Annotated in this window: 24 protein-coding genes; 6 read left to right on the top strand and 18 right to left on the bottom strand. The window is 45.7% G+C overall.

Translation table 11 applies throughout. From position 1 onward, the window contains the following. Positions 1–345: 345 nt before the first annotated feature. The 6 genes from V2H45_RS17920 to hpf all read right to left on the bottom strand — a co-directional run bounded on the left by V2H45_RS17920 (position 346) and on the right by hpf (position 5,848). Entirely contained in the window at positions 346–2,313 is a 1,968-nt protein-coding gene (locus tag V2H45_RS17920; RefSeq protein ID WP_330485037.1) for a CHASE2 domain-containing protein, read from the bottom strand. Between the two features lie 50 nt (positions 2,314–2,363). After that, on the bottom strand, positions 2,364–2,762 hold the full coding sequence (gene ruvX / locus V2H45_RS17925) for a Holliday junction resolvase RuvX (RefSeq protein WP_330485038.1): 399 nt from the start codon (positions 2,760–2,762) through the stop codon (positions 2,364–2,366). Between the two features lie 43 nt (positions 2,763–2,805). Further along, positions 2,806–3,663 (bottom strand): alpha/beta hydrolase, encoded by an 858-nt coding sequence (locus tag V2H45_RS17930; RefSeq protein ID WP_330485039.1) that lies wholly within the window; start codon positions 3,661–3,663, stop codon positions 2,806–2,808. An 84-nt stretch (positions 3,664–3,747) separates the two neighbouring features. Beyond that, positions 3,748–4,527 carry a hypothetical protein gene (locus V2H45_RS17935; RefSeq protein ID WP_330485040.1) on the bottom strand — a complete coding sequence of 260 codons (780 nt, stop codon included), beginning with the start codon at positions 4,525–4,527 and terminating at the stop codon, positions 3,748–3,750. A gap of 49 nt (positions 4,528–4,576) precedes the next feature. Further along, positions 4,577–4,963: a preQ(1) synthase gene (gene queF, locus V2H45_RS17940; RefSeq protein WP_330485041.1), complete on the bottom strand. Its 387-nt coding sequence runs from the start codon at positions 4,961–4,963 to the stop codon at positions 4,577–4,579. Between the two features lie 300 nt (positions 4,964–5,263). After that, positions 5,264–5,848 (bottom strand): ribosome hibernation-promoting factor, HPF/YfiA family, encoded by a 585-nt coding sequence (hpf, locus tag V2H45_RS17945; protein ID WP_330485042.1) that lies wholly within the window; start codon positions 5,846–5,848, stop codon positions 5,264–5,266. Between the two features lie 236 nt (positions 5,849–6,084). On the opposite strand from hpf, the gene V2H45_RS17950 reads away from it, so the two are divergent. Next, positions 6,085–7,671, top strand: coding sequence for a glucose-6-phosphate isomerase (locus V2H45_RS17950; protein ID WP_330485043.1), 1,587 nt, complete (start codon positions 6,085–6,087; stop codon positions 7,669–7,671). Positions 7,672–7,767: 96 nt separating this feature from the next. On the opposite strand, the gene V2H45_RS17955 is transcribed toward V2H45_RS17950, so the two are convergent. From V2H45_RS17955 to V2H45_RS17980, 6 genes are all read right to left on the bottom strand, one after another. Then, positions 7,768–10,089, bottom strand: a complete 2,322-nt coding sequence (locus V2H45_RS17955; RefSeq protein WP_330485044.1) for a transglutaminase TgpA family protein — start codon at positions 10,087–10,089, stop codon at positions 7,768–7,770. A gap of 180 nt (positions 10,090–10,269) precedes the next feature. Next, a complete protein-coding gene (locus V2H45_RS17960) occupies positions 10,270–10,764 on the bottom strand; it encodes a GNAT family N-acetyltransferase (RefSeq protein ID WP_330485045.1) in 495 nt (164 codons plus the stop codon). A gap of 56 nt (positions 10,765–10,820) precedes the next feature. Next, on the bottom strand, positions 10,821–11,531 hold the full coding sequence (locus V2H45_RS17965; protein WP_330485046.1) for a slr1601 family putative cell division protein: 711 nt from the start codon (positions 11,529–11,531) through the stop codon (positions 10,821–10,823). Between the two features lie 38 nt (positions 11,532–11,569). Beyond that, positions 11,570–11,668: a photosystem I reaction center subunit XII gene (gene psaM, locus V2H45_RS17970; RefSeq protein ID WP_330485047.1), complete on the bottom strand. Its 99-nt coding sequence runs from the start codon at positions 11,666–11,668 to the stop codon at positions 11,570–11,572. 84 nt (positions 11,669–11,752) lie between these two features. Beyond that, on the bottom strand, positions 11,753–11,896 hold the full coding sequence (locus tag V2H45_RS17975; RefSeq protein WP_330485048.1) for a hypothetical protein: 144 nt from the start codon (positions 11,894–11,896) through the stop codon (positions 11,753–11,755). 66 nt (positions 11,897–11,962) lie between these two features. Further along, positions 11,963–12,523 (bottom strand): hypothetical protein, encoded by a 561-nt coding sequence (locus tag V2H45_RS17980; protein ID WP_330485049.1) that lies wholly within the window; start codon positions 12,521–12,523, stop codon positions 11,963–11,965. A gap of 242 nt (positions 12,524–12,765) precedes the next feature. Between V2H45_RS17980 and V2H45_RS17985 the strand changes: the two genes are divergently transcribed. Then, positions 12,766–13,488, top strand: coding sequence for a response regulator (locus V2H45_RS17985; protein ID WP_330485050.1), 723 nt, complete (start codon positions 12,766–12,768; stop codon positions 13,486–13,488). A gap of 182 nt (positions 13,489–13,670) precedes the next feature. Continuing rightward, entirely contained in the window at positions 13,671–15,023 is a 1,353-nt protein-coding gene (locus tag V2H45_RS17990) for a cytochrome c biogenesis protein (RefSeq protein WP_330485051.1), read from the top strand. Between the two features lie 111 nt (positions 15,024–15,134). Here the strand turns inward: V2H45_RS17990 and sufR are convergent, their stop codons facing one another. Continuing rightward, complete coding sequence (sufR, locus tag V2H45_RS17995; RefSeq protein ID WP_330485052.1) at positions 15,135–15,791, bottom strand: iron-sulfur cluster biosynthesis transcriptional regulator SufR; 657 nt, start codon at positions 15,789–15,791, stop codon at positions 15,135–15,137. Between the two features lie 168 nt (positions 15,792–15,959). Here sufR and sufB point away from each other — a divergent pair, with 168 nt between their 5' ends. From sufB to sufD, 3 genes are all read left to right on the top strand, one after another. Continuing rightward, positions 15,960–17,399, top strand: coding sequence for a Fe-S cluster assembly protein SufB (sufB, locus tag V2H45_RS18000; RefSeq protein WP_330485053.1), 1,440 nt, complete (start codon positions 15,960–15,962; stop codon positions 17,397–17,399). Between the two features lie 160 nt (positions 17,400–17,559). Continuing rightward, positions 17,560–18,348, top strand: coding sequence for a Fe-S cluster assembly ATPase SufC (gene sufC / locus V2H45_RS18005; RefSeq protein ID WP_330485054.1), 789 nt, complete (start codon positions 17,560–17,562; stop codon positions 18,346–18,348). Further along, positions 18,345–19,751, top strand: a complete 1,407-nt coding sequence (gene sufD, locus V2H45_RS18010; protein ID WP_330485055.1) for a Fe-S cluster assembly protein SufD — start codon at positions 18,345–18,347, stop codon at positions 19,749–19,751. The genes sufC and sufD overlap by 4 nt, the downstream gene beginning before the upstream one ends. A 22-nt stretch (positions 19,752–19,773) precedes the next feature. Here sufD and V2H45_RS18015 read toward each other — a convergent pair whose 3' ends face one another. The 5 genes from V2H45_RS18015 to V2H45_RS18035 form a co-directional block, all read right to left on the bottom strand. Beyond that, on the bottom strand, positions 19,774–20,355 hold the full coding sequence (locus V2H45_RS18015; protein ID WP_330485056.1) for a Uma2 family endonuclease: 582 nt from the start codon (positions 20,353–20,355) through the stop codon (positions 19,774–19,776). A 55-nt stretch (positions 20,356–20,410) separates the two neighbouring features. Continuing rightward, positions 20,411–21,025 carry a Uma2 family endonuclease gene (locus tag V2H45_RS18020; RefSeq protein WP_330485057.1) on the bottom strand — a complete coding sequence of 205 codons (615 nt, stop codon included), beginning with the start codon at positions 21,023–21,025 and terminating at the stop codon, positions 20,411–20,413. A gap of 68 nt (positions 21,026–21,093) precedes the next feature. Beyond that, positions 21,094–21,525, bottom strand: a complete 432-nt coding sequence (locus V2H45_RS18025) for an HNH endonuclease (RefSeq protein WP_330485058.1) — start codon at positions 21,523–21,525, stop codon at positions 21,094–21,096. Then, positions 21,522–21,932: a hypothetical protein gene (locus V2H45_RS18030; protein ID WP_330485059.1), complete on the bottom strand. Its 411-nt coding sequence runs from the start codon at positions 21,930–21,932 to the stop codon at positions 21,522–21,524. Before V2H45_RS18030 ends, V2H45_RS18025 begins: the two co-directional genes overlap by 4 nt. Then, positions 21,929–22,810 carry a tetratricopeptide repeat protein gene (locus V2H45_RS18035; RefSeq protein WP_330485060.1) on the bottom strand — a complete coding sequence of 294 codons (882 nt, stop codon included), beginning with the start codon at positions 22,808–22,810 and terminating at the stop codon, positions 21,929–21,931. The genes V2H45_RS18030 and V2H45_RS18035 overlap by 4 nt, the downstream gene beginning before the upstream one ends. Between the last annotated feature and the right edge of the window lie 434 nt (positions 22,811–23,244).

The following is a 23,244-nucleotide window of genomic DNA, read 5'->3' on the forward strand; positions in this document are numbered from 1 at the left end:
CTCTCTTTTTATTTTCGTTTTTCGTCTCTGACTGATTTTTAGAGGTGCCCTCAACATAATCAATAAAGGTAATTGCTCAACTTAGTAAAATCAACAAAAAATGACTGTCAAAAAGTCGATTTTACCTCTATTTTATCTATATATCAGCAAATTATCGTTTGACAAATGAGAATGGTGTCATTTAGCTAGTTTTTGAGACAATTTATAGGCTGAAACCCTGATTCCTTCTAGGTTGAGCAATTACCAATAAAGTAATCGGAATTTGATTCAGTCGCTGTGATTTTTTTGGCAAAAGATTGTGAATCAAATCACGCCTTCTACCTCTCGGAGACAAGGAGGGAGAGGTTAAACTTGCCTAACTACGCGGTAAACCTCCACCGTTTGTGCCTTCCCCTTAAGTAGCAAAGCTCCCCAACTTTCCACTTCATAGAGATCTTGCAGATAATCCAGCGTCTCTTTCGCGATCAGAATGCGGCAGTCATCGATCTGACGCTCCTTCTCGCAGGACTCCAACCGCGAGGCAATATTTACGCTGTCACCAATCACGCAATATTCCACACGACTCTTCCCACCCAGACTGCCTACCATCACCGCACCTGTAAAGATTCCCACCCGCATCTGAATTTTTGGCAATCCTTGTTGCTCAAAGCGCTGATTTAGGTCTACTAGAACAGACCGCATCGCTAAGGCACTTGCCACTGCCAGTCGCGCATCCGCAGCAATCTCTAATTCCATTTGGCGAGGAATCGGCACGCCAAACACCGCCATCACGCTATCCCCAATAAACTTATTCACCACACCTTGATGGGACTGCACCACATCTGCCATTGCCGTCAGATATTCATTCAGCCAGCCCATCACCTGCTCGGGTGATTCTCCTTCCACCGTCGTGCTGAAGTTCCTGATATCCGTAAATAGAATCGTTGCTGTCACATTTTGCCAAGGCAATCTGCCATCTTGCAAGAGCCGATCGCGTCCCTGCCAAAGCGCATTCGCAATCTCTGGCGAAGTTTGTTGACCCAAAAGCCGCATGATCGTTTTTTGCTGCTGCTGAGATTGATACTGGCGATCGATCAGTGTTGTCACGCTCGTCAGCACAAATGCTAGAGCAGGAGCCACCACTGGAATCCAACCCTGTTGTAAATACAAAATATAACTAGTTCCCACCAAGAGCGATAGCAGGAAAAGTTCGCTCGCAATTAAAACAAGCGGTTTGCGGATAAGCCAAGCCAAGCCTATGCCTGCGATCGCCCAGCCTAGCATCCATAAAACCTCTTGCCACTCGGCCCAAAACCAAAACAGGCGATCGCCATCCAGTACCACACCCAGTAACTGACTGGTAATCTGAGCTTGCACCTCTACTCCCGATATTCTCACCGTGCCCTTATCCGTTACGCTGTAAGGCGTTAAGAACACATCCTTGAGGCTGGGCGCACTCACGCCAATTAGCACAATCTTGCCCCTAATCCAATCGGGATTCACTTCTTTTTGCAGCACTTGCGTAAGCGTGACTCGCTGCAATGCTTGGGACGAACCGCGATAGTTAATCAGGATTTGGTAGCCACCACTATTGATGTTCTGATAAGCCCCAGAGTCTGACCTTAGCAGTGGAAATACTACACCTCCCAGTTCGTATTCTTTTTGGGAATTAAACGAGGGTTTGAGATTTCGACAAAAGTCCTGACGCTGCGGGCGATCGCTGGGACATCCAGCTCGCACATAGGCATTGAGTAGCTGAATAGAAAAAGAAGCGCGATTGGTAAATAACAGCGCTCGTCGCATGAACCCATCGGGGTCGGCGGGTAAATCGACTAGACCTACTTGATTTTTTGGCAGTTCGATTGGAGGCTCGATGCGATCGTTCTGACTGCTCCCATTGCTCATTGCCGCAATTACATTGGGCTGTCGTAGCTGGGCAATCAGTTCGCTATAGCCAGGCTCTTGGGGAATGTTGCGTTGAAGGTTTAGATCGACTGCGATAGCGGCGGGTTGGTGACGATTTAGCTCTGCCAACGTTTGCGCGACAATACGTTCCGATAGCGGCCATTTTTGCGCCTTGATGTCGCTTTCGGTAATGCCTACCACTAATATTCTGGGGTCAATTCCCCGATCTGGACGCGATCGCATCATCTGGTCAAAGACCATTAGCTCTAACTGTTGCAGTCCCCCCAGTTGCCTGACTCCATAGAGCAGCCCCAAGACGATGACATTCCCAACAATTGCTGACCGATATCCTGCCAGCCTAAATTCTGGCAATCTTGGCAATCGGTGGTGATGGAAAAGCGATGTTAACCCTTGAAAATTTTTCAGCATGCGTTAGTGCGTCCCTATCTCCATCTCAACTTGGCGATCGCCAAATATTTTTAGCTCACGAGCCGATTGAGATATCGTTCGATTAAAATTATTGCCACAATGTCATCAATCGATCGCGGCGGCGATCGCATCCCCTTGGGCAACAACTTTAACAAGCCCTGCGCGGGATAAATTTCCCAATAACGTTTGCGTGCCTCTTCGCTGCTATAGCGTTCGTCCACCGAAATAATTCGCAGATCGGGAAATTTTGACGATAAGTCTGCCTTCCACTGTTTTGAGGCAGTCTGATCGCCAATCACCATCAAGGAAATCGAATATTCCCCTAACAGGGTTTGCACTTGAGCGATCGCGCTTTCGCTTTTCACAACTGCTTGAAAATGCAACTTGCGGTCTAACCCCATCACTGCCAAGCCACATTTACTTTTGCCGGGATCGAATCCTAATAGCACGAAATTATTTATCCCAAAAATATGCTCTCACTATTTCATTATCTTAAGAGATATATTGCTTTACAAACTTTTCTAGTCCCGCACTATAAATTTCTTGAGTCTCAAAATAGCCTTCATTGTGATTGCCTTTAATCTTGACAAACATTTTAGGGTCACGCGCCGCTTTAAAGAGGGCTTCGCCATGATGAAACGAAATGATTTCATCCTCTGGGCTGTGAATTACCAAAACAGGGCTCTTGATGTTGGGTAAGCGATCGATGGTGTTATAAGAAAATTTAGAAATTAGGCGAATCGGCAAAAACGGATAAAGCTCTGCGGCTCTGTCGGTGATTGAGGTGAAGGTCGATGCCAAAACCAAGCCTCCCGATCGCTGGTTTTCCGCCATATGGGATGCTACGCCTCCGCCTAAGGACTCGCCATAGATTACGATCTTGCTGGCTGGAATCTTACGGACTTGGGTGAGATATTGCCATGCTGCTTCCACATCCGCGTAGGTTCCTGCTTCGGTGGGAGAACCTTCGCTGCTGCCATAGCCCTGATAGTCAAATAGCAAGGTTGACAGCCCTAAACTATGAAATATGGGTAAATAGGGGGAGCGATCGCCGATATTGCCAGCATTGCCATGACAAAACAAAATCACAGCCTTGCCCACAGGGTTTTTCTCAGTAGCAGGGACAAACCAAGCCGACAATCCCAAATTATCCTGTGTGCTCAGTCGCACCTGCTCAAAGGCTAAGCCCAGATCTTTGGGTGTAGCGGTTAGCTCGCTACGGGGCATAAACACCATTTTGGCTTGCCCGAAATAGAGCGCTGCCAAGAGTCCGAGATACACCAACGCTGCAATCCGCAAAACTGGAAAGATGAAAACCTTAAGAAGTCTATGGACATTTTCAGGATTCATGGGTTGAGCTAAAAGTTGGAGTGCATCGGAAGGACGCGGAATTTGCTATTTCTTGAAACCCAATCTGCCATAGCAGACATGCCCCTATCGAGATAGATCGCGCGGTCTTAAATGTAGCGCCCGTTCGGGGTAGCCCGATAGATCGTTTAACTGCTCTTGGCGACTATTATCGCCTTGAAGCGATGGCATAGAGGGCAAGGTAGGGAACCGCTCAGTCGGCATGGGATCTACTGGACTGTAGAGAGATTCAATGGTTTGGCGGTTTGTTTTTGGTGGGGTAAAGAGTGCAACGGATGGCGAATCGGGTTCGACAATCGCCGTGGTTTGCGTTGTTGGGGACGTAAAACTGCTCTGACTAGAATCGCGATCGCTTCGACCCATCGCACTAGATAGGTCAGACTCTTTTAAAAGCGCAAAAGTCCCTAATTCGCGATATCTTGGCAGTCCCAAGCGATCGCGAATAGATGCCAGCCTAGTCACCTGCGTTACTTGGGGCTTTTGAATCAGCGATCGCGGAAATCTTGGCTTGCGAGTTAAACCGCCCAACTGTTCGTTAAATAACATTTGTGAAGCAACAATTACCTCGTTTTCATCTAACAGAAACGAAGTCGCATCCGTCTTTTTGGGCGTACCACTCGGGCTTGGGCTTGGGCTTGATTTAGGGGTTAGTTTGGGCAACTTCACACCTGTTGGTGAGGGATTAACCCCTTCCAGAGCCTTTTGACCAAATTTAAACGCGAACAAACCTGTAATCGTACCGACAATCACCATCAAGATCAGCAAAACAAAGCTGTAGCTTAGTCTAAATCCTTTTTTGGCTTTTTTCTTTTTGACAGGACGGTCTTTGGGTTCAGTGTTAGGCATTAGGCAACCACTTGGCTACATACAGGGTTCATTTTACCTATTTTTTACGTTAAGACAGACTAACAGGCTTATCATAGTTAATTTCGACAACGGTATGCACGTTCCCGCGTGGGTTAAAGTCCCCTTTGATATTCACATGGCTAGGATCGCAGGCAGCAATAAAATCGTCGAGAATCTGGTTAACCGATTCTTCGTGGGAAATGTAGCGATCGCGGTAGCTGTTAATGTACAACTTAATCGCTTTTAGCTCGACCAGCAAGCGATCGGGAACATAGTCGATGTAGATCGTGCCAAAATCTGGATAGCCCGAAAAAGGACATTTGCAGGTAAATTCGGGCAGGGTAATTTGAACGTTGTAGTTTCTGCCAATCCGAGGATTGGGAAAAGTTGTGAGGCTGGTTTCTAAGATTGCCTCTTCGCCGTGCTTGACTGTCATAGATTTCTTTGGTTGTACTGAGTCCCTATAGCAATCCTAAATCAGATATGTAAATTCTGGGGATAGCGATCTTGGCTGTGCGTAGACTGACCATAAGTCAGTCAGACAAAACACCCTATCTGTAAAGAATTCCTATGGATGAAATTAGGATTTCTATAGTACGCGATCGCACTAAGTAATTCTAGCGGGTAGAACGCTAACATCTGTCCGCAAAAAAAGAAAGAAGGAGCAAATCGCCCCTTCTTTTAAAACTATTTCACAAAACAACGATGGTGAGGTTCAGCGCGTCTTAGATCGTAACTAATGTTTCTTATGACCGTTCACAGCATGAGGTTGAATCACCCCATAGCCGCCATGATTGCGTTCGTAAACCACATTAATTTCCCCCGAATCAGTGTTACGGAACACGTAAAAATCATGATCGACAAGCTCTAGCTGCTCGACAGCTTCCTCGACGCTCATAGGTGGCATCGTAAAATACTTGTTTCGCACGACTTGAGCAGGCAGCTCAGGTACGCGGTTGTCGTTAGGAAGGGGCAAAGGTGGTTGTTCTAGCACTGCAACTGCAGTTTTGGCAGCACTCTTGCTCGACTTCCGCTCTTTAAATTTTCGCAACTTGCGGGCGATCTTATCTGCAACCAGATCGATACTGGCATAGAGGTTTTCGCTCTTTTCTTCAGCCCGAATCACGGCTCCATTGGCATAGATCGTGACTTCAGCCGCTTGTCTTGAGGTAATGCGAGGGTTGCGTGCAACTGATAAATGCACATCGACTTCAGTTGTCAGTGATTGAAAATGGCTAACGGCTTTGTCAATTTTTTGACTGACATACTCGCGGATAGCATCAGTGACTTCAATGTTCTTGCCTTGAATTACAAGTTTCATAAATTTACCTCAATGTTGAGATGATACCAATCAACGTTTTGACAGATTGCAATTCCCCTTTTTGAACCTCAAACTCTGGGGGATCTACTGTGGCTAACTGGTCTATAAATTCACCTTAGCATTTTGTTCTACAAAGTATGACAATCCCAGATCACTTCTTAACATCGGCTTAATGTCTTGTGGAGGATGTTGATTTAAGCTGATTTAAGCAAAGGTTTTGTTACTTTGAGGTGTTTATGGATTTGGCTACGGAGTTGTGGCAACGTTACCAAGATTGGCTGTACTATCACGCTGAACTCGGCTTGTACGTTGATATTAGTCGGATGCGATTTACGCCAGACTTTGTTAGCGCGATGGAGCCAAAGCTCAAGCAGGCTTTTGCCGACATGAAGGCATTGGAATCTGGCGCGATCGCCAATCCTGATGAGCAACGCATGGTGGGGCATTATTGGTTGCGTGCGCCTGAGCTAGCGCCAACGGTCGATTTACGTCAAGATATTGTAACTACGGTAGATCGTATCGAAGCTTTTGTACGAGATGTCCATACGGGAGCAGTGCATCCGCCCAATGCTGCCAAATTTACAAATATTCTTTCCATTGGGATTGGTGGCTCGGCTTTAGGTCCTCAATTTGTCGCGCAGTGTTTGGCTACCGCAGAGCCGCCTTTGCAAATTAGTTTTATTGACAATACCGATCCAGATGGAATCGATTTGGTGTTAGCGCAACTAGGCGATCGCTTGGCAACGACACTGGCGATCGTGATTTCTAAATCAGGTGGAACCCCTGAGGCTGCGAATGGTGCGAAGGAAGTGCAATATGCCTACGAACAGGCAGGTTTAGACTTTTCTAAGTATGCGGTTGCGGTTACAGGTAAAGATAGTAGCTTAGAGAAACTCGCGAAGCAGTCTGGTTGGCTAGATGTGTTTCCGATGTGGGATTGGGTCGGAGGAAGGACTTCGGAACTCTCGGCAGTGGGCTTGCTGCCTGCGGCTCTGCAAGGAGTTGATATTCGTGCCATGCTGCAAGGGGCAAAGATCATGGATGCAGCCACCCGAGTGGAGAATCTCAAACAAAATCCTGCGGCTTTGCTGGCGATCGCATGGTATTTCTCAGGCAATGGCAAAGGGGAGAAAGACATGGTGGTACTTCCCTATAAGGATCGCCTATTGCTATTCAGCCGTTACTTGCAACAGTTGATCATGGAATCTCTAGGCAAAGAGAAAGACCTAGCTGGCAACACGGTCTATCAGGGCATTGCGGTTTATGGGAATAAAGGTTCCACCGATCAACATGCTTACGTGCAACAACTCAGGGAAGGGGTAGCGAATTTCTTTGCCACCTTTATCGAGGTTTTGCATGATAGCGACAAACCCCATCCCGAAGTGGAAGTAGGCATCACCAGTGGAGATTATCTGTCGGGTTTGTTGCAAGGCACGCGCCAAGCGCTCTACGAAAATGGCAGGGATTCCATCACAGTTACAATTCCCACAGTCTCTGCCCTGAATGTTGGGGCTTTAATCGCTCTCTACGAGCGTACGGTAAGCTTCTATGCTTCTTTTGTCAATGTTAATGCTTATCACCAACCTGGTGTGGAAGCTGGCAAAAAAGCGGCGGCTAAGGTTCTGGCCTTGCAGACAAGGTTAATGGAATTACTCAAAGCCGAAGGAGGTAAGCTCTCTCTAGAGCAAATTGCCGAAAAGATCGCCGCTACTAGCGAGATTGAAGTTCTCTATCGCATTGTGCGCCACCTTCACGCCAATCAACGCCTTCATTTAGAAGGGGAACTCAGTAAACCTGCCAGTTTATTGGTTTCGTTAAATTAGCGAAGAGAATCTATCCCATCCTGTAGGGGCAATCCCCCCGTGGTTGCCCTAAATCCTACAGGGGGATTACCCTTACAGAGGGAATACCATTTTTATTTAAGAACGCTTAGGCAGACTACGTAGCTTTCGCAGCAAGGATTTTAGCTGAGCCAGATTTGCCGGGCGATCGCCATATCGCCAGTCTTGATAGGACTGTGTGATTGCAGCGATCGCTTCGGCTTTTTGGGGGCTAACTTGGCTATTGACCTGTGCCACATATTCTTGGGGCGTTTGATGGGGAGCTTTGGGTAAGCCCTGCTCGGCAAGCCATTGCAGCATCAAGTAATAAATTCTTTGAACGGGATCGAGTTTTTGGAAACGGCGGCGATCGCCCGTCCAAATTACGGCTTGCCAGAGCGCCCAGAGCAGCAGCCCAAACAAAAAGAGGATAATCACCCCGACAACAATACCCACCCATCCCAATGCCCCAAGGCTATTCACCAACCAGGTAAAGGATTCGCTGATGAACTTACCAATGGAGTTAAACAGGACGGCAAAAAAGCCCACAATTGGCGGTGGCAAGAAACTAGCAATCCAATTCCAAAAACTCTGCAAGGCGCTAAACGTGCGATCGTTCTCAACCGAAGGAGGGAATAGGGGGTTTCCCGGAACGGGGTCAAAGGCGAGCCAACCGTGATTCGGGAAAAACACTTCCACAACAGACTGAGCGTCGGTATTTTGGACTTCATAGAGTCCCGTAAATGGATTGAACTTACCGGGGGCAAAACCTACCGCATAACGGGCTGGAATTCCTAGCGATCGCAGCATGATCGTTAAGGTCGAAACAAAATGCGTAGGTTCTCCACCGCCTTGAGCGATAAACTGCGAAACCACATCACTGCCATCAGGATTGAATGTAAATTCTTTTAAACGATATTTTTGCTTGACAATCTGAGTTAAATACAAAGCCTTATCATAGGGATTATCGAAGGTTAAGGGCTTTCCATTCACAACACCTTTTGCATTTGCCAAGATTTCTGCAGCAGCTTCCTTTACCTTGGGGGAGATCGTACTAGGAATTTCCAAATAGTACTTACGAATTGGCCTTGGGTATTCTTGGGGAGCTTTGATCAAAGCCGTGCGATCGCGATAAGGGACAGATGAAATCACCGTATAGGTGAGGTTATTCGGCAATTGTCCCGGTGCGCGTAAACTTCCCTCGTTATCCAAGTCCATCTCTTCACTTGGGAAAAATAACCTTGTAGGGGTTGCTGCCGCAGGCACGAGGTTAGGGAAATTTTCAGTTGCAATGGTGTAGGTTTGAACCACCTCTTGCGTGGAATTGGCATTGACCGAAAAGCCCGTAAATGCAGGGATAAAAAACTCATAGTTCCAATAGGAACGTTTGAGCGTGCGGATTTGACTCTTGTCATTGCGAGAAATTTTCCAGCCCTTGCCCGTAAATTGGTCGTAAGCCAACACCCGCCAAAATAGCTCCGCTTGCGATCGCACCCGCATCACCAGCTCTGGTTTAATCTGAGTTGATTTCGTCGAATCAATTTCGGTGGAAAAAATGGGTGGCAGCAGTTCCACACCTCCACCAGCTTGTCCCCCGGTACCATCTCCTCCCGTACCATTTGTTCCCCCTGCACCTTGCCGTTGTTGATTGCTGCGACCTGCGGTAACAATTCCACCTGCGGGAATCTGACGTTGCACATTCAGGTTGACGCTGACGGGAAAGTTACGTAACTGAAACCCTGGCAAGCGCGGCAATAGGGCAAAAATTGTTAAACCCAAGACCAATACAACGGTTAGTAAACCGAGCATGGGTAAGGGTGAGATTCCGATTTTGGTGAGTTTAAAACTGCGGGTTTTGATGCCCAGTCGCGAGCGATGATCTAACACCAGTACGGGCAAAACAATTACGAGAAACAGCATCAACCACACCGCAAAAATCATGGTTTGGCTGAGCGTGCCAGCTAGACCCAATAAAATTAAGCCAATCACGACCGAATAGCCCAAATCTTTGCGTCTTGGTAGGTCAAAACTATGCAACACCTGTAGCTGAATTAATAACCTTGCTAAAAGTAATCGAGTTTCCTCAGCTTGCCTGACCAGATCGCCCAAAAATACGACCAGCATCACAATCATGGCGATCGCGATAAAAAACTTAACTGCCACATTACGCTTGTGTCTGGCATGCCATCCCCACACTGCCCCGATCGCACTGAGTGGAATTGCCCAAATGCTATTTTCCGTACTAGCGACAACATCGACCGCAGCGATGCCCACAAACACGAGCAACTGTACCAATACCCTCAGGGGAATTGACTCTTCTGCTTGGGGTAATGGTATCGATTCGAGCGATCGCCTCAATGCATCAAAAGGGCGAGTCTGTCGAAGTGGCTTGTTGCTTGCACCCATAATCTGCTTTGCCAATGGCTATTAGGATCACTCCATAAGCTTAACCTGTATGGCAATTCGCTGGGAATTGGAAATTAATTTGCAACAAATTAGCTTCAAAAGCACCACAGACAGGAATCCAAAACCTAATGCGACCTGCGACCCAGCTTCATGGTAAATTGGCTCAAAAACTGCTATGGAATCATGGCAAAATTCCTAAAGTTTTTTCACCATGGTGAGGGAAATCCCACCCACGCGGTTCCTAACTTCACTGCCTGCAACTTTTGTAAACCCTACCCGATCGTAAAGTCCCAAGACTGGATTTTCAGCACGAACGCTGAGCGAGACCTCAGAATATCTTATCTTTGCAGTCTCTAATACGAGATCCAAGAGTTGCGTGCCAATCCCCTTGCCGCGATATTCGGGTGCAACTGCCATCGCTAACTCAGGGGTGGTGTCGCGCACAAATCCAAATCCCCTTTCAGAGGGTGTCCATAAGCGCAGCCATGCTGCCCCAAGGGCGCGATCGCTGTGAGGCTCAACTGCCACCATGCCAAGATCGCCTGCTCGACCCCAATTTTCTACATACCTAACCAGCAAAGCTTGGCTCTTGACGGCTTCGAGCGTCTGTTCGTGAGCAGCATACATCAGCATCTGCCATAGAGTGTCGCGATCGCTGTAGGTAAGATCGCGAAAAAGCAAATTTCTCATTGCCTTTTATAATTCTGCCTAAAACTATGGATGACTAGAGCTATAGATGACTAAAGCTATGGAATGGACGGAGTAGCGGGAGAAGTTTTTGTACTTGGCTTTTGCGCCGTACTGGTAGAAGGAAGATATTCACCATTAGGTGTCGCAATATCTCCGGGTTCAACCAACTTGATTGTCATTTGATTTGGCTTGATCCAGCCCTGCTTTCTTAAAAAGACTTCTTGCGATTTACCCGAATCAAAGGTCTGGGGTAACTTAGCCCGTAGGGCATTTACCCGTTGCTCAGCGCTTTCAACCTCAGCAGAGATTGTATCTAATCTCTCTTTCTGTACTGACTGATAGGGCAGCAACTTCGTTAAAGCAATTACTGCGGCTGCGGATAAAAATATATTGACAGCAATTACGACGACAGCTTCTATCCCTCTTGTCTTATTTTGCTGTGCTCGCTGGCGCTTAAACTTTGCTTCGGCAGCTTGACTATAACTGGCTTCACGATAACCAGAAAAAGATATAACTGAATTTGCCTGAGCCGATTGTGCCAAAGATTGAGAATTTGTAGAGATAGGCTGACTAGGCTGGGATCTCTGGCTACCTTGGTTACTAGCTTGTGTCGAAGCCTGACTAGCTTGAGGATTAGATTGGTTACCAGATGAACCACCATTCCGCGAAGTTTCCTTACCTTGCTGACTAGGAGCAGGCTTTCGTTGCAGGGGACGCTTAGGTTCCTGCGACGATGGAAAATGGGATGCGCCTCTTCTGGCAACCATCTAATGACCTCTAGCTAAATAAAGTTAGATATGATGACTTAAGTATTGTACAGAGCACTACCTAGCAAGAGGGCTAGGACTGCGGGAAACAAGGCAACAACTAGAGCTGTTAAAACCTGAGACTCTGATATACCCATAAATTAACTCCTAAATATAAGCAGATGATGTGATTTTAACAATACACTGTTGCTACGAAAATTGACTAGTCATCGTAGCAATTATCACTTAACTTTACGGATGACTTTATGGATTTCGCTGCAATCATAAACCAGAATGAGACCAATGCAATCATCACCAATTAGATCGGCGATCGCAATGGCTAAATTGCTTGTTTTTGCTAGATTCTTAAATCTTTTTGCTTTCAATCCTATAGGCTTTCAATCCTATAGGCTTTCAATCCTATAGGCTTTCAATCCTATAGGCTTTCAATCCTATAAATAGATCTCACGACCTGCCTCAGTAAATCTGACTTCATTCACCGTTAAAGCCTGATTTTGCATCAAGGTTGTTTTGATCGAAGCAAACAGGGCAAATTGTTCGCAGCTAGATAAAGAGGTCATGCGCCGTTGCGAACTGGGATCGAGGGTAATATCCACAGTCGCAACGCCATTTTCTAGAGCGACTTTATAGCCACTGACTTTGAACCCATAAATTCTTTGATGCTCAAGCAAACTTCTTAAGGTTCTAGTTGCTGTCTCTTGCTCCGATGCAGAACTAGGAATTTGCTCGATCGCCTCAACCAAGCGATCGCATTGACTATTGGCATAAAAAATCTGAATTGGGATCGTCTTAGTATCTAATTTTGGCAAATCTGGTTTCGGTAGATGCGAGACAATCGAGTCGGGCTGGGCAGGAGAAATATTTGTGGCTTTGGCTAGTGTTTTTCCAGTGAGGCTTAAAAGATGTTGAGGTTTGGTGGTGGGGATTTCTGGTTGAAATGATTTAGCAGATCGATCGTTCCGATCGATCCCAAGAGGATTTTGCTGAGCCATCAGATAACCACATAAGATACTTAGCCCTAGTACGCCTATGTATCCTATGTATAAAAAGGGCTGCCAAGAATAGGGCAAAAATTTTTTCATGGAATCTTAAAACTTCTTAATCGATCTGACAGAATCCAGTAGAAACCATGTATTTTGACTGATAAGTTACCGCAAAAGTTTCTATCACATTAAGTTTCATGGTGTAATATTATGGTCTCGCACAGGATCAGTATCAAGCGGACTCACTCTCGATGACTGCACAAAAAATTCTGGTGATTGATGACAGCATCATGATCCGCAAAATGGTTAAAAGCATACTTGCGGATAAATACGAAGTGCTGGAAGCCAACGATGGCAAGACAGGTCTTGATGCCGCAAGACGAATTTTCCCGGACTTAATTTTGCTTGATTTTGTCATGCCCAAATACAACGGGTATCAGACATTACAAGCAATTCGACGGGTAGAGGGGTTACAAGATACGCCCGTGATCATGATTTCAGGGCTAAAAGAGCAGGTCGCAGAGCATGTGCCCGAGCCATTTGTTGGTTTTGAGTTTCTAGAAAAACCCTTTGAAGCGGAAGTATTGGTCTCTCGCATTCAAAGTCTGCTCAGCGAATCAACTCCCCAAAGTGCCGCTCAAGTCATCCAGCCAGTGGTTAGTTTTTCCGCGCCTCTACCGCCACCGCCTCTTAAAGAAAGAGATGTCACTAAAGGTGGTGAGGAGCCTACCCTGCAAACGGTAATGGCTAAGTTGACCTCGACTGAAACTCTTTTGGTTCAGGGGATCGAGAACTTGGTGCAGCGTGAGGTGGTTGCCAGAATTAATGCTTTAAGCGATCGCGTTGACAAGCAAGATGCAGTTGTAGCCTCTTTGGAACAGCGTCTCGACCGAATTCAACAACTGATCGAGCACCAAAATAAAGGATTAATGGTTATTCTTAAAGAAATTAAGGCCTTGCACGCGGCTCGGTAAGTTGGCATCGACCCAAAAGAACTAAGTCGCGGTTTTTGAATGGGGAGGAGCATGGCGATCGCTGCAAAAGCATAGGTTGAAAAGTTAGAATCTATGACAGGATTTAACTTTGACGACTAAACTTTTATACCTATAGGAACTAAAGGCTCGTGGCTACATGCTAATGGCTTTTAGCTTGATTTATGACGAACGCTTTGCAGACGATTAAACGACTTTGGCGACACGAACTCATTCCGATGCTGGCAAATCTGAAGCTAGCGATCGCGCTCTTGCTGTTGATTGCCCTTTTTAGCATTACGGGTACGGTGATCGAGCAGGGACAATCTCAGGAATTTTATAAACTCAATTATCCCGACCATCCTGCCTTATTTGGATTTCTGACCTATCAAGTCATCCTAATCGTGGGGTTAGATCGGGTTTATGGCAGTTGGTGGTTCCTCTCGCTCCTGATCCTATTTGGTTCCAGTCTCGCTGCCTGTACGTTTAATCGTCAGCTACCGATGCTTAAGGTGGCAAAACGTTGGTTTTACTATACCAAACCGCAAAGTTTCGCCAAGTTACCGATCGCTACAGAACTCACGGGGCGATCGCTCAACGACCTGTCTCAAGCCCTTACCCAAAAAGGTTATAAAGTTTTTCAAGCTGACGATCGCCTCTATGCCCGCAAAGGTTTAATCGGTAAGGTGGGACCAATTTTCGTTCATGCCAGCATGTTACTAGTTTTGGCTGGGGCAATTTTGGGCGCATTAACAGGGTTTACGGCGCAAGAAATGGTTCCCAGTGGGGAGACGTTTCAGATTAAAAATATTACCGAATCTGGGGCATGGTCAAAGTCGCAGATTCCTAAAGATTGGTCAGTGCGGGTCAATCGGTTTTGGATTGATTACAGACCGAGTGGTGCGATCGATCAGTTCTATTCCGATCTCTCCGTCCTAGATTTGGCTGGGCAAGAAGTCGATCGCCAAACCATTCATGTGAATAAGCCTTTACGCTATCGGGGTGTAACGCTCTACCAAGCGAACTGGGATATTAGTTCTGTTCGCTTTACGCTCAATCGCAGTCCCATCTTACAGTTACCGCTAACGAAGCTCAAATCTAAAACCAATGGGGGGCAAGTGTGGGGAACTTGGATTCCCACAAAGACCGATCTGAGTGCAGGGGTGACCCTACTTACGCCAGACTTACAAGGGACATTCCTGATCTATGATGAGAGAGGGAACCTGCTTTCGACTTTGCGTTTAAATGGTAGTACTGAAGTGAATGGTGTTACCCTGACGATTAAGGAGGTCGTGGGAAGTACGGGTTTGCAAATCAAAGCCGATCCTGGAATTCCGATCGTTTACACTGGTTTTGGACTGTTGATGTTGGGTGTAATCGCTAGCTATGTCAGTCATTCACAAGTGTGGGCTTTACAGGTTGAGAATACGCTCTATGTGGGCGGCAAGACCAACCGCGCCCAAGTAAATTTTGAATCGGAGATGGTTCAAGTAATAGAGGATATGCCCAAACAGGAACTTCCATTGGTAAGTTGCTAGCGAAGAAGGGGCAATTCGTGAATTGCTCCCAAACCTTTAGCCAAGGCAAAGAATCTCTTTCAAATCGCGCTCGCTGAGTAATTTCTGGTTCCAGTAATCACCAGTTCTAGATCAACTATTGGCTCGAACTAAATATCCACAGCGATGTTCGCCATCTACCATCCAATGCGTGCGTTCGACCGTGCAGTTGAGGGCAGCACCAAACATCTCTAGCTCATGACCGCAGACGCTGGGAAAAGATTCGGCAACATGGGCGATCGCGCAGTTATATTCTGTAAAAATAAAGCTAGGTTGACCGTTGGTCTCCACGGCATACCATTCCGCCACATAACCTTCCGAGCGGCGCAACAGTACGAGCTTTTCTAGACGTTCTTGTAACGTGCCATTGCCCAATTGGTTGCGGTACTCAATTCCCTTGCGTTGCCATTGCTTGTGTAAAACTTGGTCAACCTGATCTTCACCTACGGTTTCGATCAGGGTATCTAAAAAGCTCACGGCAAATTGGTTATAGCGATCTGGGAAGCGATCGCGTCCTTTAGAACTGAGTTGATAAATATGTTGTGGTCTACCCATCCCCGCAGCATGCTCGGCAGAATGTTGAATTAATCCCTCGGTTTCTAAATCTTTAAGATGGCGGCGGATCGCCTGCGGACTAATATCCAGACTTTCAGCTAGTTCGATCGCCGAAGCCTGCCCCTGCCTTAAAAGGTGCTCTAAGATATCTTGCTTGGTTGAAGCCTGCTCTATAGGAATACTTGGCGGTTTCATGGGCGAGATATGATGCAAAAATGACTTTGACAACTTGTATGTTGCTAATGTAACCTAAAATGTAGTTAAGAAACAAGTAAGTTGTTTTAGTCCCCTAAACCCACCCCCCAGAAATGAGGAGTCTAAGTGCAGGGATTCACACATAAACACTAGGAGCCTTAGAAAGAGATGACTGCAACGGTTCAGGCGTTAGTCAACCAACCGTATAAGTACGGGTTCGTCACCCAGATCGAGTCGGACACAATCCCTCGTGGCATCAGTGAGGATGTCGTCCGTATGATTTCGGCTAAAAAAAATGAGCCCGAATTTATGTTGGAATTTCGACTCAAAGCCTATCGCCAGTGGCTAAAAATGGAAGAGCCAGCCTGGGCGCATGTGAGCTATCCAAAAATTGACTTTCAAGACATCGTCTATTATTCGGCTCCAAAACAAGCAAAGAAAAAGCTAGATAACCTCGAAGAGGTCGATCCCGAGCTGTTGGCAACCTTTGAAAAGCTAGGGATTCCGATCTCGGAGCAAAAGCGCCTATCGAACGTCGCTGTCGATGCCGTGTTTGATAGCGTCTCGATCGCCACGACATTTAGAAAAGACTTGGCAAAGGTTGGCGTGATTTTCTGTTCGATCTCAGAAGCCATGCACGATTACCCCGAACTGATCGAAAAGTATCTGGGTAGCGTCGTGCCGATCGCTGATAACTATTATGCCGCACTCAACGCCGCTGTCTTTACCGATGGCTCCTTCTGCTATATCCCTAAGGGCGTGCGTTGCCCCATGGACTTGTCTACTTATTTTCGGATTAACAACGTCGATGCAGGTCAGTTTGAACGCACCCTGATCGTTGCCGAAGAAGGCAGCTATGTCAGCTACCTCGAAGGTTGCACCGCACCGATGTTTGATACGAATCAACTCCACGCCGCAGTTGTGGAATTGGTCGCCTTGGATAATGCTGAAATCAAGTATTCCACAGTGCAAAACTGGTATGCGGGCGACAAAAATGGCAAGGGTGGCATTTACAACTTCGTCACCAAGCGCGGTCTTTGTGCGGGTGTAAATTCCAAAATCTCCTGGACTCAGGTAGAAACTGGTTCGGCGATTACTTGGAAATATCCCAGTTGCGTGTTGGCTGGTGATAACTCCGTGGGTGAGTTCTATTCCGTGGCGCTAACGAATAACAAGCAACAAGCCGACACGGGCACAAAAATGATTCACGTGGGCAAGAATACGCGCAGCAAGATCATCTCCAAGGGAATCTCGGCTGGGAATTCTCAAAACAGTTATCGCGGGTTAGTTAAGATTAACCCCAATGCCACAGGTGCGAGAAACTATTCCCAATGCGACTCCATGCTAATTGGCAGCGATTCCCAAGCGAATACCTTCCCTTACATTCAGGTGCAAAACCATACAGCGAAGGTCGAACACGAAGCCTCCACTTCCAAAATTGGCGAAGAGCAATTGTTCTATTTCCAGCAACGCGGTATTTCTATGGAAGATGCGGTTTCCATGATTATTAGCGGTTTCTGTAAAGAAGTCTTTAATGCTTTGCCTATGGAATTTGCAGTGGAAGCCGATAAGCTCTTGGCACTGAAATTAGAGAATAGTGTTGGATAATGCCTACGATCGCACACTTGCTCGTGCCAAGCTCGAAGTGGCGTTATCAAGGAAATCCTCGAACAGGCTACGCAAATGTTAAAGAGTTCTCTCTAATCGCTATGAACTTCCATTACTCCAAAAGCATTACAAATTTAAGTTAACTGTTAAGAAAAAAGAAATGATTGTCGAAAATAGTGAAGTAATTTTATCAGTCAAGGATTTGACTGCGGAAGTTGATGGAGTCCAAATTCTGAACGGGCTAAATCTAGAGATTAAAGCTGGTGAAGTCCATGCGATTATGGGGCCAAACGGTTCGGGTAAAAGCACCTTATCCAAAGTACTAGCAGGTCATCCTGCCTATACGGTCACAGGGGGCGAAATTCTCTATAAAGGCAAAAGTTTATTGGAATTAGAACCTGAGGAACGTGCTAGAACGGGCATATTTTTGGCCTTTCAATATCCTTTAGAAATCCCTGGTGTCACCAATTCTGATTTTTTACGCCTCTCTTACAACAGCGTTAGAAAGTCAAAAGGCTTAGCGGAACTCGATTTGATTGACTTCGATGATTTCATTCAAGAGAAGTTGCATGTTGTGGAAATGAATCCCTCGTTTTTAAGCCGTAGTGTGAATGAAGGCTTTTCGGGTGGCGAAAAGAAGCGAAATGAAATCCTGCAAATGGCAATCTTAGAGCCAACCCTAGCGATTTTAGACGAAACTGACTCAGGGCTGGATATCGATGCGCTGCGAATTGTGGCAAATGGTGTCAATCACCTCTCCAATTCGGAAAACTGCTCTCTCGTGATTACCCACTATCAACGCCTACTTAACTACATTATCCCTGATTTTATTCATGTCATGGAAGGTGGTCGCATCATCCTCACAGGTGACAAGGCATTAGCTTTGGAACTAGAAGAAAAAGGCTACGACTGGTTAAAAGAAGAGGAAGTACTTGAGGTGGCGAGATGACAATTCAAGTTTCCGATCAAATTTCTAACGGACAGCCCCTCTCTCAGTTTGCCGCGATCGCCGATCGCTCTAAATTTGCCAACCAGATTTTAGCGCTATACAAACCCGAAACTTCAGCCCCAGATACCCTCACAAACAAATACTTAGCCGAAGTTCAGCAAGAAGTTAGCACAAATCTCGCGACGCTCAATTTCCCCACTACCAAAGACGAGGAATGGAAGTTTACTGACATTTCAGCCCTTGCTAAATTAGCCCTAACCAGACCTGCCTCGGATAGGACGGCAGATCTCGCGATCGCACAGGCGATCGAAAAAGCATCCATCCCAGAAGCTACCGAGAATCTAATCACTTTCATCAATGGCGCATTTAGTTCCCAGTATTCACACATCCAGAATCTCGGCGATTCCTTTCAGGATGCGTCTCGCCGCATTGTCGTAGGAACCTTGGGAACAATTGGCGATGATATTGCCCCGATCCTGCGATCGCATCTAGCTAAACATCCCGACATCCAAGACTTTTTCGCTACGCTGAATACGGCTTGCCTGAGTGGTTTGGCGAAAGATGTGGCGGTCGTACTCATTCCCAAAGGTGTAAGTATAGAAGCTCCCATCCAGCTATTGTTTGTCTCGGCTGATGGTGGAATTATTTCTCAGCCGCGTTGCTTGGTGGTTGCCGAAGCCCATAGCAAGGTGACTCTGGTGGAAACCTATGTGGGCATGGATTCGCAGCCCTACTTTACCAATACCGTCACCGAAATTTGGCTGGCTGAATCCGCCCAAGTCCATCACACAAAAGTGCAGCAGGAAGGTAATGAAGCCTTTTGGGTGGCGAATACCGCGATCGCGCAGAGTCGTCACAGTGTCTATCAAGGTAACACGATTAGCCTTGGTGCGAAGCTCTCTCGGCATAACTTATACGCCAGACAAATGGGCGAACAAACCGAAACTCATTTAAATGGGCTAGCCTTCATGGATAGTCAGCGTTTAGCAGATACGCATTCAAGCATGTCCCATGACTATCCCCACGGGTCGAGCAATCAATTGCACAAGTGCATTGCAGGCGATCGCGGTCATGCCGTGTTTAATGGCAAAATTCAAGTGGCAAAACCTGCGCAACTAACTGATTCGCGGCAACTCAGCCGCAACCTATTACTGTCTGCCAAAGCCCGAATCGATACCAAACCCCAGTTGGAAATCTTTGCGGATAACGTCAAATGCGCTCACGGTGCTACTGTCAGCCAATTGGATGCTGAGGAGGTTTTCTATCTGCAAAGTCGGGGTATTGACGCGGCAAGTTCGGCGAGTCTACTCACCTATGCCTTTGCAGCGGAAGTAATTAACCAAATTGCGATCGCTTCGCTTCGGGAATCTCTCAGTGCCTTCGTTTTGGAGCATTTGGGTTAGAAATATCGCAAATTCTTCAAGGCTATCGGCGTTCATCTAAAAAGGTAACGTCTTCATAGAGATCGACAAATTTGCCCTCAAAGTTAATGCTCGATAGCTGGAAATTGTCGTGCATATCGGAATAGGATTTTAAGACCCAGAGTCCTGCTTCATTACGCTGAAAGCAGTCAAGGCGGCGACGTTTGGTGTTCGCTAGAACGTATTCTTCGAGGCTCTCTAGCTGTTGATAATCTGCAAATTTATCACCACGGTCAAAGGCTTCAGTGGAACTTGATAGAACTTCGATAATTAGCTTGGGAAAGCTCTTGTAATTTGGGGTTTGCGTATCTCTAGGATCGCAGGTCACCATTACATCTGGATAGTAAAAGCGTCTTAAAGAATCTATCTGCGCTTTCATATCAGTGATATAAACTCGGCAGCCAGTCCCTCTTAAATGGCTGCGGATTATAGAGGCTATATTCAAGGTGATTGTAACGTGGGGATCGTTTGCACCAGCCATTGCATAGGCATATCCATCGATATACTCATGCTTAATATCGCTTTTTTCCTCCATTGCGAGATATTCTTCAGGAGTTATGTGGCTAAATTGTGGATTTGCAATCATAAGTCAGTTCAAAGATATTTCTCAACTTGATTTATAGCATATTAACTTGTGGTGATTAGACTGGAGGAAGGATAGAAGTGAGGGCGATCGCAAGATCGGGAAATGCTAGGGGCGAAGCTTGGTTGGGTTCGGTCAGTATAAGATGGTTGGTGTAGCCTGTAGCGGTTGGGTTACGGAAGATGTGAAGTTGGCGATTTTTGAGATCTACTACCCAATAGTCAGCAATACCACTTTGGGCATAGAGTTTATCTTTAATCTCGCAATCGTATTTTAGCGTTGAATCAGCAACTTCTACTACGAGATAAATCTGTTCGGGACGGGGATGTTGTTCGGCATAGTCCAAGACTGTTCCTTGGGCGATCGCTAGATCGGGTTCTGGCTCTGAGAAATCATCCAGTTGAATTGGGTCTTGCGTGCGAATTAAAGCAGAAGTGCCGAGGCGATCCCTTTCAGGATGTGTAACGCCGCGCAGAGCATCTGCCAGTAAGTATAGCGAGGTCACATGGGGAGTTCCTTTTGCAGCCATTAATGTAATTTGTCCAGCAATCAGTTCTGTTCTTTCATCAACGTTGAGAAGCCCTAACTCGCTCATGCGATGGTAGTCCTGTACTGTCCAACGTTTAAGATTGGTTGGCTCTAGCGTAAAAGTTGGTATGGTTACAAGAGTCATGGCTATCCTCGATTACAAAAGATTCTTTGATCTCGCTAAGTGTCGGGGTAATACCGATCGATTTTAGCCTAAGTCTCTCTGGGAGGATGCCAACCAGCGCTAATCCATTCGCGTCTGACCATCAATGCACAGGGATGGTTGAGTTGTAAAGCGATTACTGTAGCACGACCACAGGCTGTACGCCCAATGATATGTGTGCCATCTTCAGACCAAGTAAAATGTCGGATCCATTTTTGGTTGCGCGGGTTGAATAGTTGTACCTGACGACCTGTTTCTGGATCTTGTCTATGGGTTTGAGTTCCCTTAAAGTTGTTACATAATCGACAGGCAAGCCATAGGTTCTTTTCTTCATCAGTGCCACCTTGGGCTTTGGGGATAATATGATCGATTTCTAGCATTCCCAAAATATATTTTTGCTGACTACGACAATAGCCACAGAAATCTTTTGCTGCTGTCCGAATCCTAGCTCTAGTTTCTTCGGAAATTTTAGTGCTACTCATGGGCTTAATGGTTGCCTTAGTCCGCGTTTGACGCTTTCATTTAGGGCTTGGGCTTTGCGGAGTAGTCCTGCTTGATAAATTTCCATTAATATTTCTAGTTCAGATTGCTCGGCTGTGGTCAGGATTCTTTCCTGTTGGGTCTGTAATAGTTGACTCAATCTTTGATCTTGAGATGGTTCCATCTGAAGTTCGGTAAGGGCGATTACTTGCTGATTACTTAGGGTTGATAGATGGGCTAAGTTTAAGTTAGGTTCTAATTCAGCTTGTATGTTTTGAGATAGGGATGTTTGGGTGTTTAGAACTGGGATGAAGAGGTCAGTTAGTAGCTTTTCCCTCAGTAATGAGCGATCTTCTTCGGGGAGGGATCTAATTAACTGGGCGATCGCATCAACTATTTGAGTATTCATTGAAAGTTTCCTCCAAAGGCTTTGTTAACTCGCTCTATCTGTTTTGGTGCTTCCATTTGCTCGAAAAGCTCTAGTGCTTTTGCTTTGTATTCTTCTGCTTGGTCATGTTCTCCCATTGCCTGATATGTTAGCCCAAACTGAAAAAATGCTTCTGCGCGATCGGGATTAGCCCAGATTTTTTTTAAGATGTCTATAGCTATTTTTATGTAGGATAATGCAGAAGAGTATCTATGATTCATTCTTTCTAACTCTCCTACGCCATAAAGAGCTATAGCTTTTACTTGGGAGCAATTGCTTTCATCTGCGTATTTGAGAGCTTCTTGATATCTCTCATCCGATTTCTCCAAGTATCCAATATTTTTATAGGCTTGCGCAATAAAGAGCGAACTATATCCTCTAGTTTGAGAACTATAGGCTCTGTGTTGAGTTTGGTTGGCAAAAACTTGATTGATAGATAGCAGTGTATTTTTTTTGTCACTTATTAGAGAATAAGTGAGTGACAAGCAGGAATTCACACGAAATATATGTACGCCCAAATTACTTAACTCTTGTTGATTCATTTCATTGCATAACTTCTCCAAATTCAAAAAAAAATTATGAGCTTTACCTATTTCCCATAAGGATAAGTAACATAATCCTCTATTTAACAAAGAAGAATAGCGTAATGATTGAATTTTATTGATTGTTGGAGTGTCATTATACTCAGTAGATATATTTACAGAGATATTACTTGATTTTTCGTGGTGTTGAACAGCTATTTCGGGTTTTCCTGTTAACAAAAGGAGATCGCCAAGAAGATTACAGGCTTGAGCAAGAGACAGTTGCTGACTAGTTCTTGACATCATTGCTTGACTAGCTAAAATTATTGGTTCAAGCAATCCTAATCTGAGAAAGGAAAACCCTAATGGCTCTCCTCTGGATACATCTTCTTCTTTGAATAGATTCCGCTTGTTCTCACGTTCTCTTGTGATAGTTTCACAAGCGGAATTTATGTCATCTATGGCTCGATAGTGATGATATGCTTCAAACGCTTTGAGTGCATCATCAATTGTCTCGACTGTCTTAACACTTTCCGTCCAAAATTCAGCAGCTTTTTGATTTGTTGCTTCCCAATCTATTTTATTCTCTAGTAGACCAGATCTAGCAGATTCACGAACAGCAGGGTGTAGACAGTATTCTTTTTTTACTTCAACAAGAGAAGTTCTGCTTAAATACTCAATAATAGACTTGTTTGGAAATAATAGATAATAACAAAACAGTTAGCCTACATTATTCATGAGAACCCAAAAGAGAATAAAAATCAAGAAAAAAG

The sequence above is a fragment of the Tumidithrix elongata BACA0141 genome (genome assembly GCF_036349135.1).
In the GTDB taxonomy this organism is placed as follows: domain Bacteria; phylum Cyanobacteriota; class Cyanobacteriia; order Pseudanabaenales; family Pseudanabaenaceae; genus Tumidithrix; species Tumidithrix elongata.

Excerpts from the sequence above, each read along its gene's own strand:
- V2H45_RS17920 (WP_330485037.1), bottom strand. The coding sequence starts at position 2,313 with ATGCTGAAAAATTTTCAAGGGTTAACATCGCTTTTCCATCACCACCGA.
- V2H45_RS17930 (WP_330485039.1), bottom strand. The coding sequence starts at position 3,663 with ATGAATCCTGAAAATGTCCATAGACTTCTTAAGGTTTTCATCTTTCCA.
- V2H45_RS17935 (WP_330485040.1), bottom strand. The coding sequence starts at position 4,527 with ATGCCTAACACTGAACCCAAAGACCGTCCTGTCAAAAAGAAAAAAGCC.
- queF (WP_330485041.1), bottom strand. The coding sequence starts at position 4,963 with ATGACAGTCAAGCACGGCGAAGAGGCAATCTTAGAAACCAGCCTCACA.
- hpf (WP_330485042.1), bottom strand. The coding sequence starts at position 5,848 with ATGAAACTTGTAATTCAAGGCAAGAACATTGAAGTCACTGATGCTATC.
- V2H45_RS17950 (WP_330485043.1), top strand. The coding sequence starts at position 6,085 with ATGGATTTGGCTACGGAGTTGTGGCAACGTTACCAAGATTGGCTGTAC.
- V2H45_RS17960 (WP_330485045.1), bottom strand. The coding sequence starts at position 10,764 with ATGAGAAATTTGCTTTTTCGCGATCTTACCTACAGCGATCGCGACACT.
- V2H45_RS17965 (WP_330485046.1), bottom strand. The coding sequence starts at position 11,531 with ATGGTTGCCAGAAGAGGCGCATCCCATTTTCCATCGTCGCAGGAACCT.
- psaM (WP_330485047.1), bottom strand. The coding sequence starts at position 11,668 with ATGGGTATATCAGAGTCTCAGGTTTTAACAGCTCTAGTTGTTGCCTTG.
- V2H45_RS17980 (WP_330485049.1), bottom strand. The coding sequence starts at position 12,523 with ATGGCTCAGCAAAATCCTCTTGGGATCGATCGGAACGATCGATCTGCT.
- V2H45_RS17985 (WP_330485050.1), top strand. The coding sequence starts at position 12,766 with ATGACTGCACAAAAAATTCTGGTGATTGATGACAGCATCATGATCCGC.
- V2H45_RS17990 (WP_330485051.1), top strand. The coding sequence starts at position 13,671 with ATGACGAACGCTTTGCAGACGATTAAACGACTTTGGCGACACGAACTC.
- sufR (WP_330485052.1), bottom strand. The coding sequence starts at position 15,791 with ATGAAACCGCCAAGTATTCCTATAGAGCAGGCTTCAACCAAGCAAGAT.
- sufB (WP_330485053.1), top strand. The coding sequence starts at position 15,960 with ATGACTGCAACGGTTCAGGCGTTAGTCAACCAACCGTATAAGTACGGG.
- sufC (WP_330485054.1), top strand. The coding sequence starts at position 17,560 with ATGATTGTCGAAAATAGTGAAGTAATTTTATCAGTCAAGGATTTGACT.
- sufD (WP_330485055.1), top strand. The coding sequence starts at position 18,345 with ATGACAATTCAAGTTTCCGATCAAATTTCTAACGGACAGCCCCTCTCT.
- V2H45_RS18015 (WP_330485056.1), bottom strand. The coding sequence starts at position 20,355 with ATGATTGCAAATCCACAATTTAGCCACATAACTCCTGAAGAATATCTC.
- V2H45_RS18020 (WP_330485057.1), bottom strand. The coding sequence starts at position 21,025 with ATGACTCTTGTAACCATACCAACTTTTACGCTAGAGCCAACCAATCTT.
- V2H45_RS18025 (WP_330485058.1), bottom strand. The coding sequence starts at position 21,525 with ATGAGTAGCACTAAAATTTCCGAAGAAACTAGAGCTAGGATTCGGACA.
- V2H45_RS18030 (WP_330485059.1), bottom strand. The coding sequence starts at position 21,932 with ATGAATACTCAAATAGTTGATGCGATCGCCCAGTTAATTAGATCCCTC.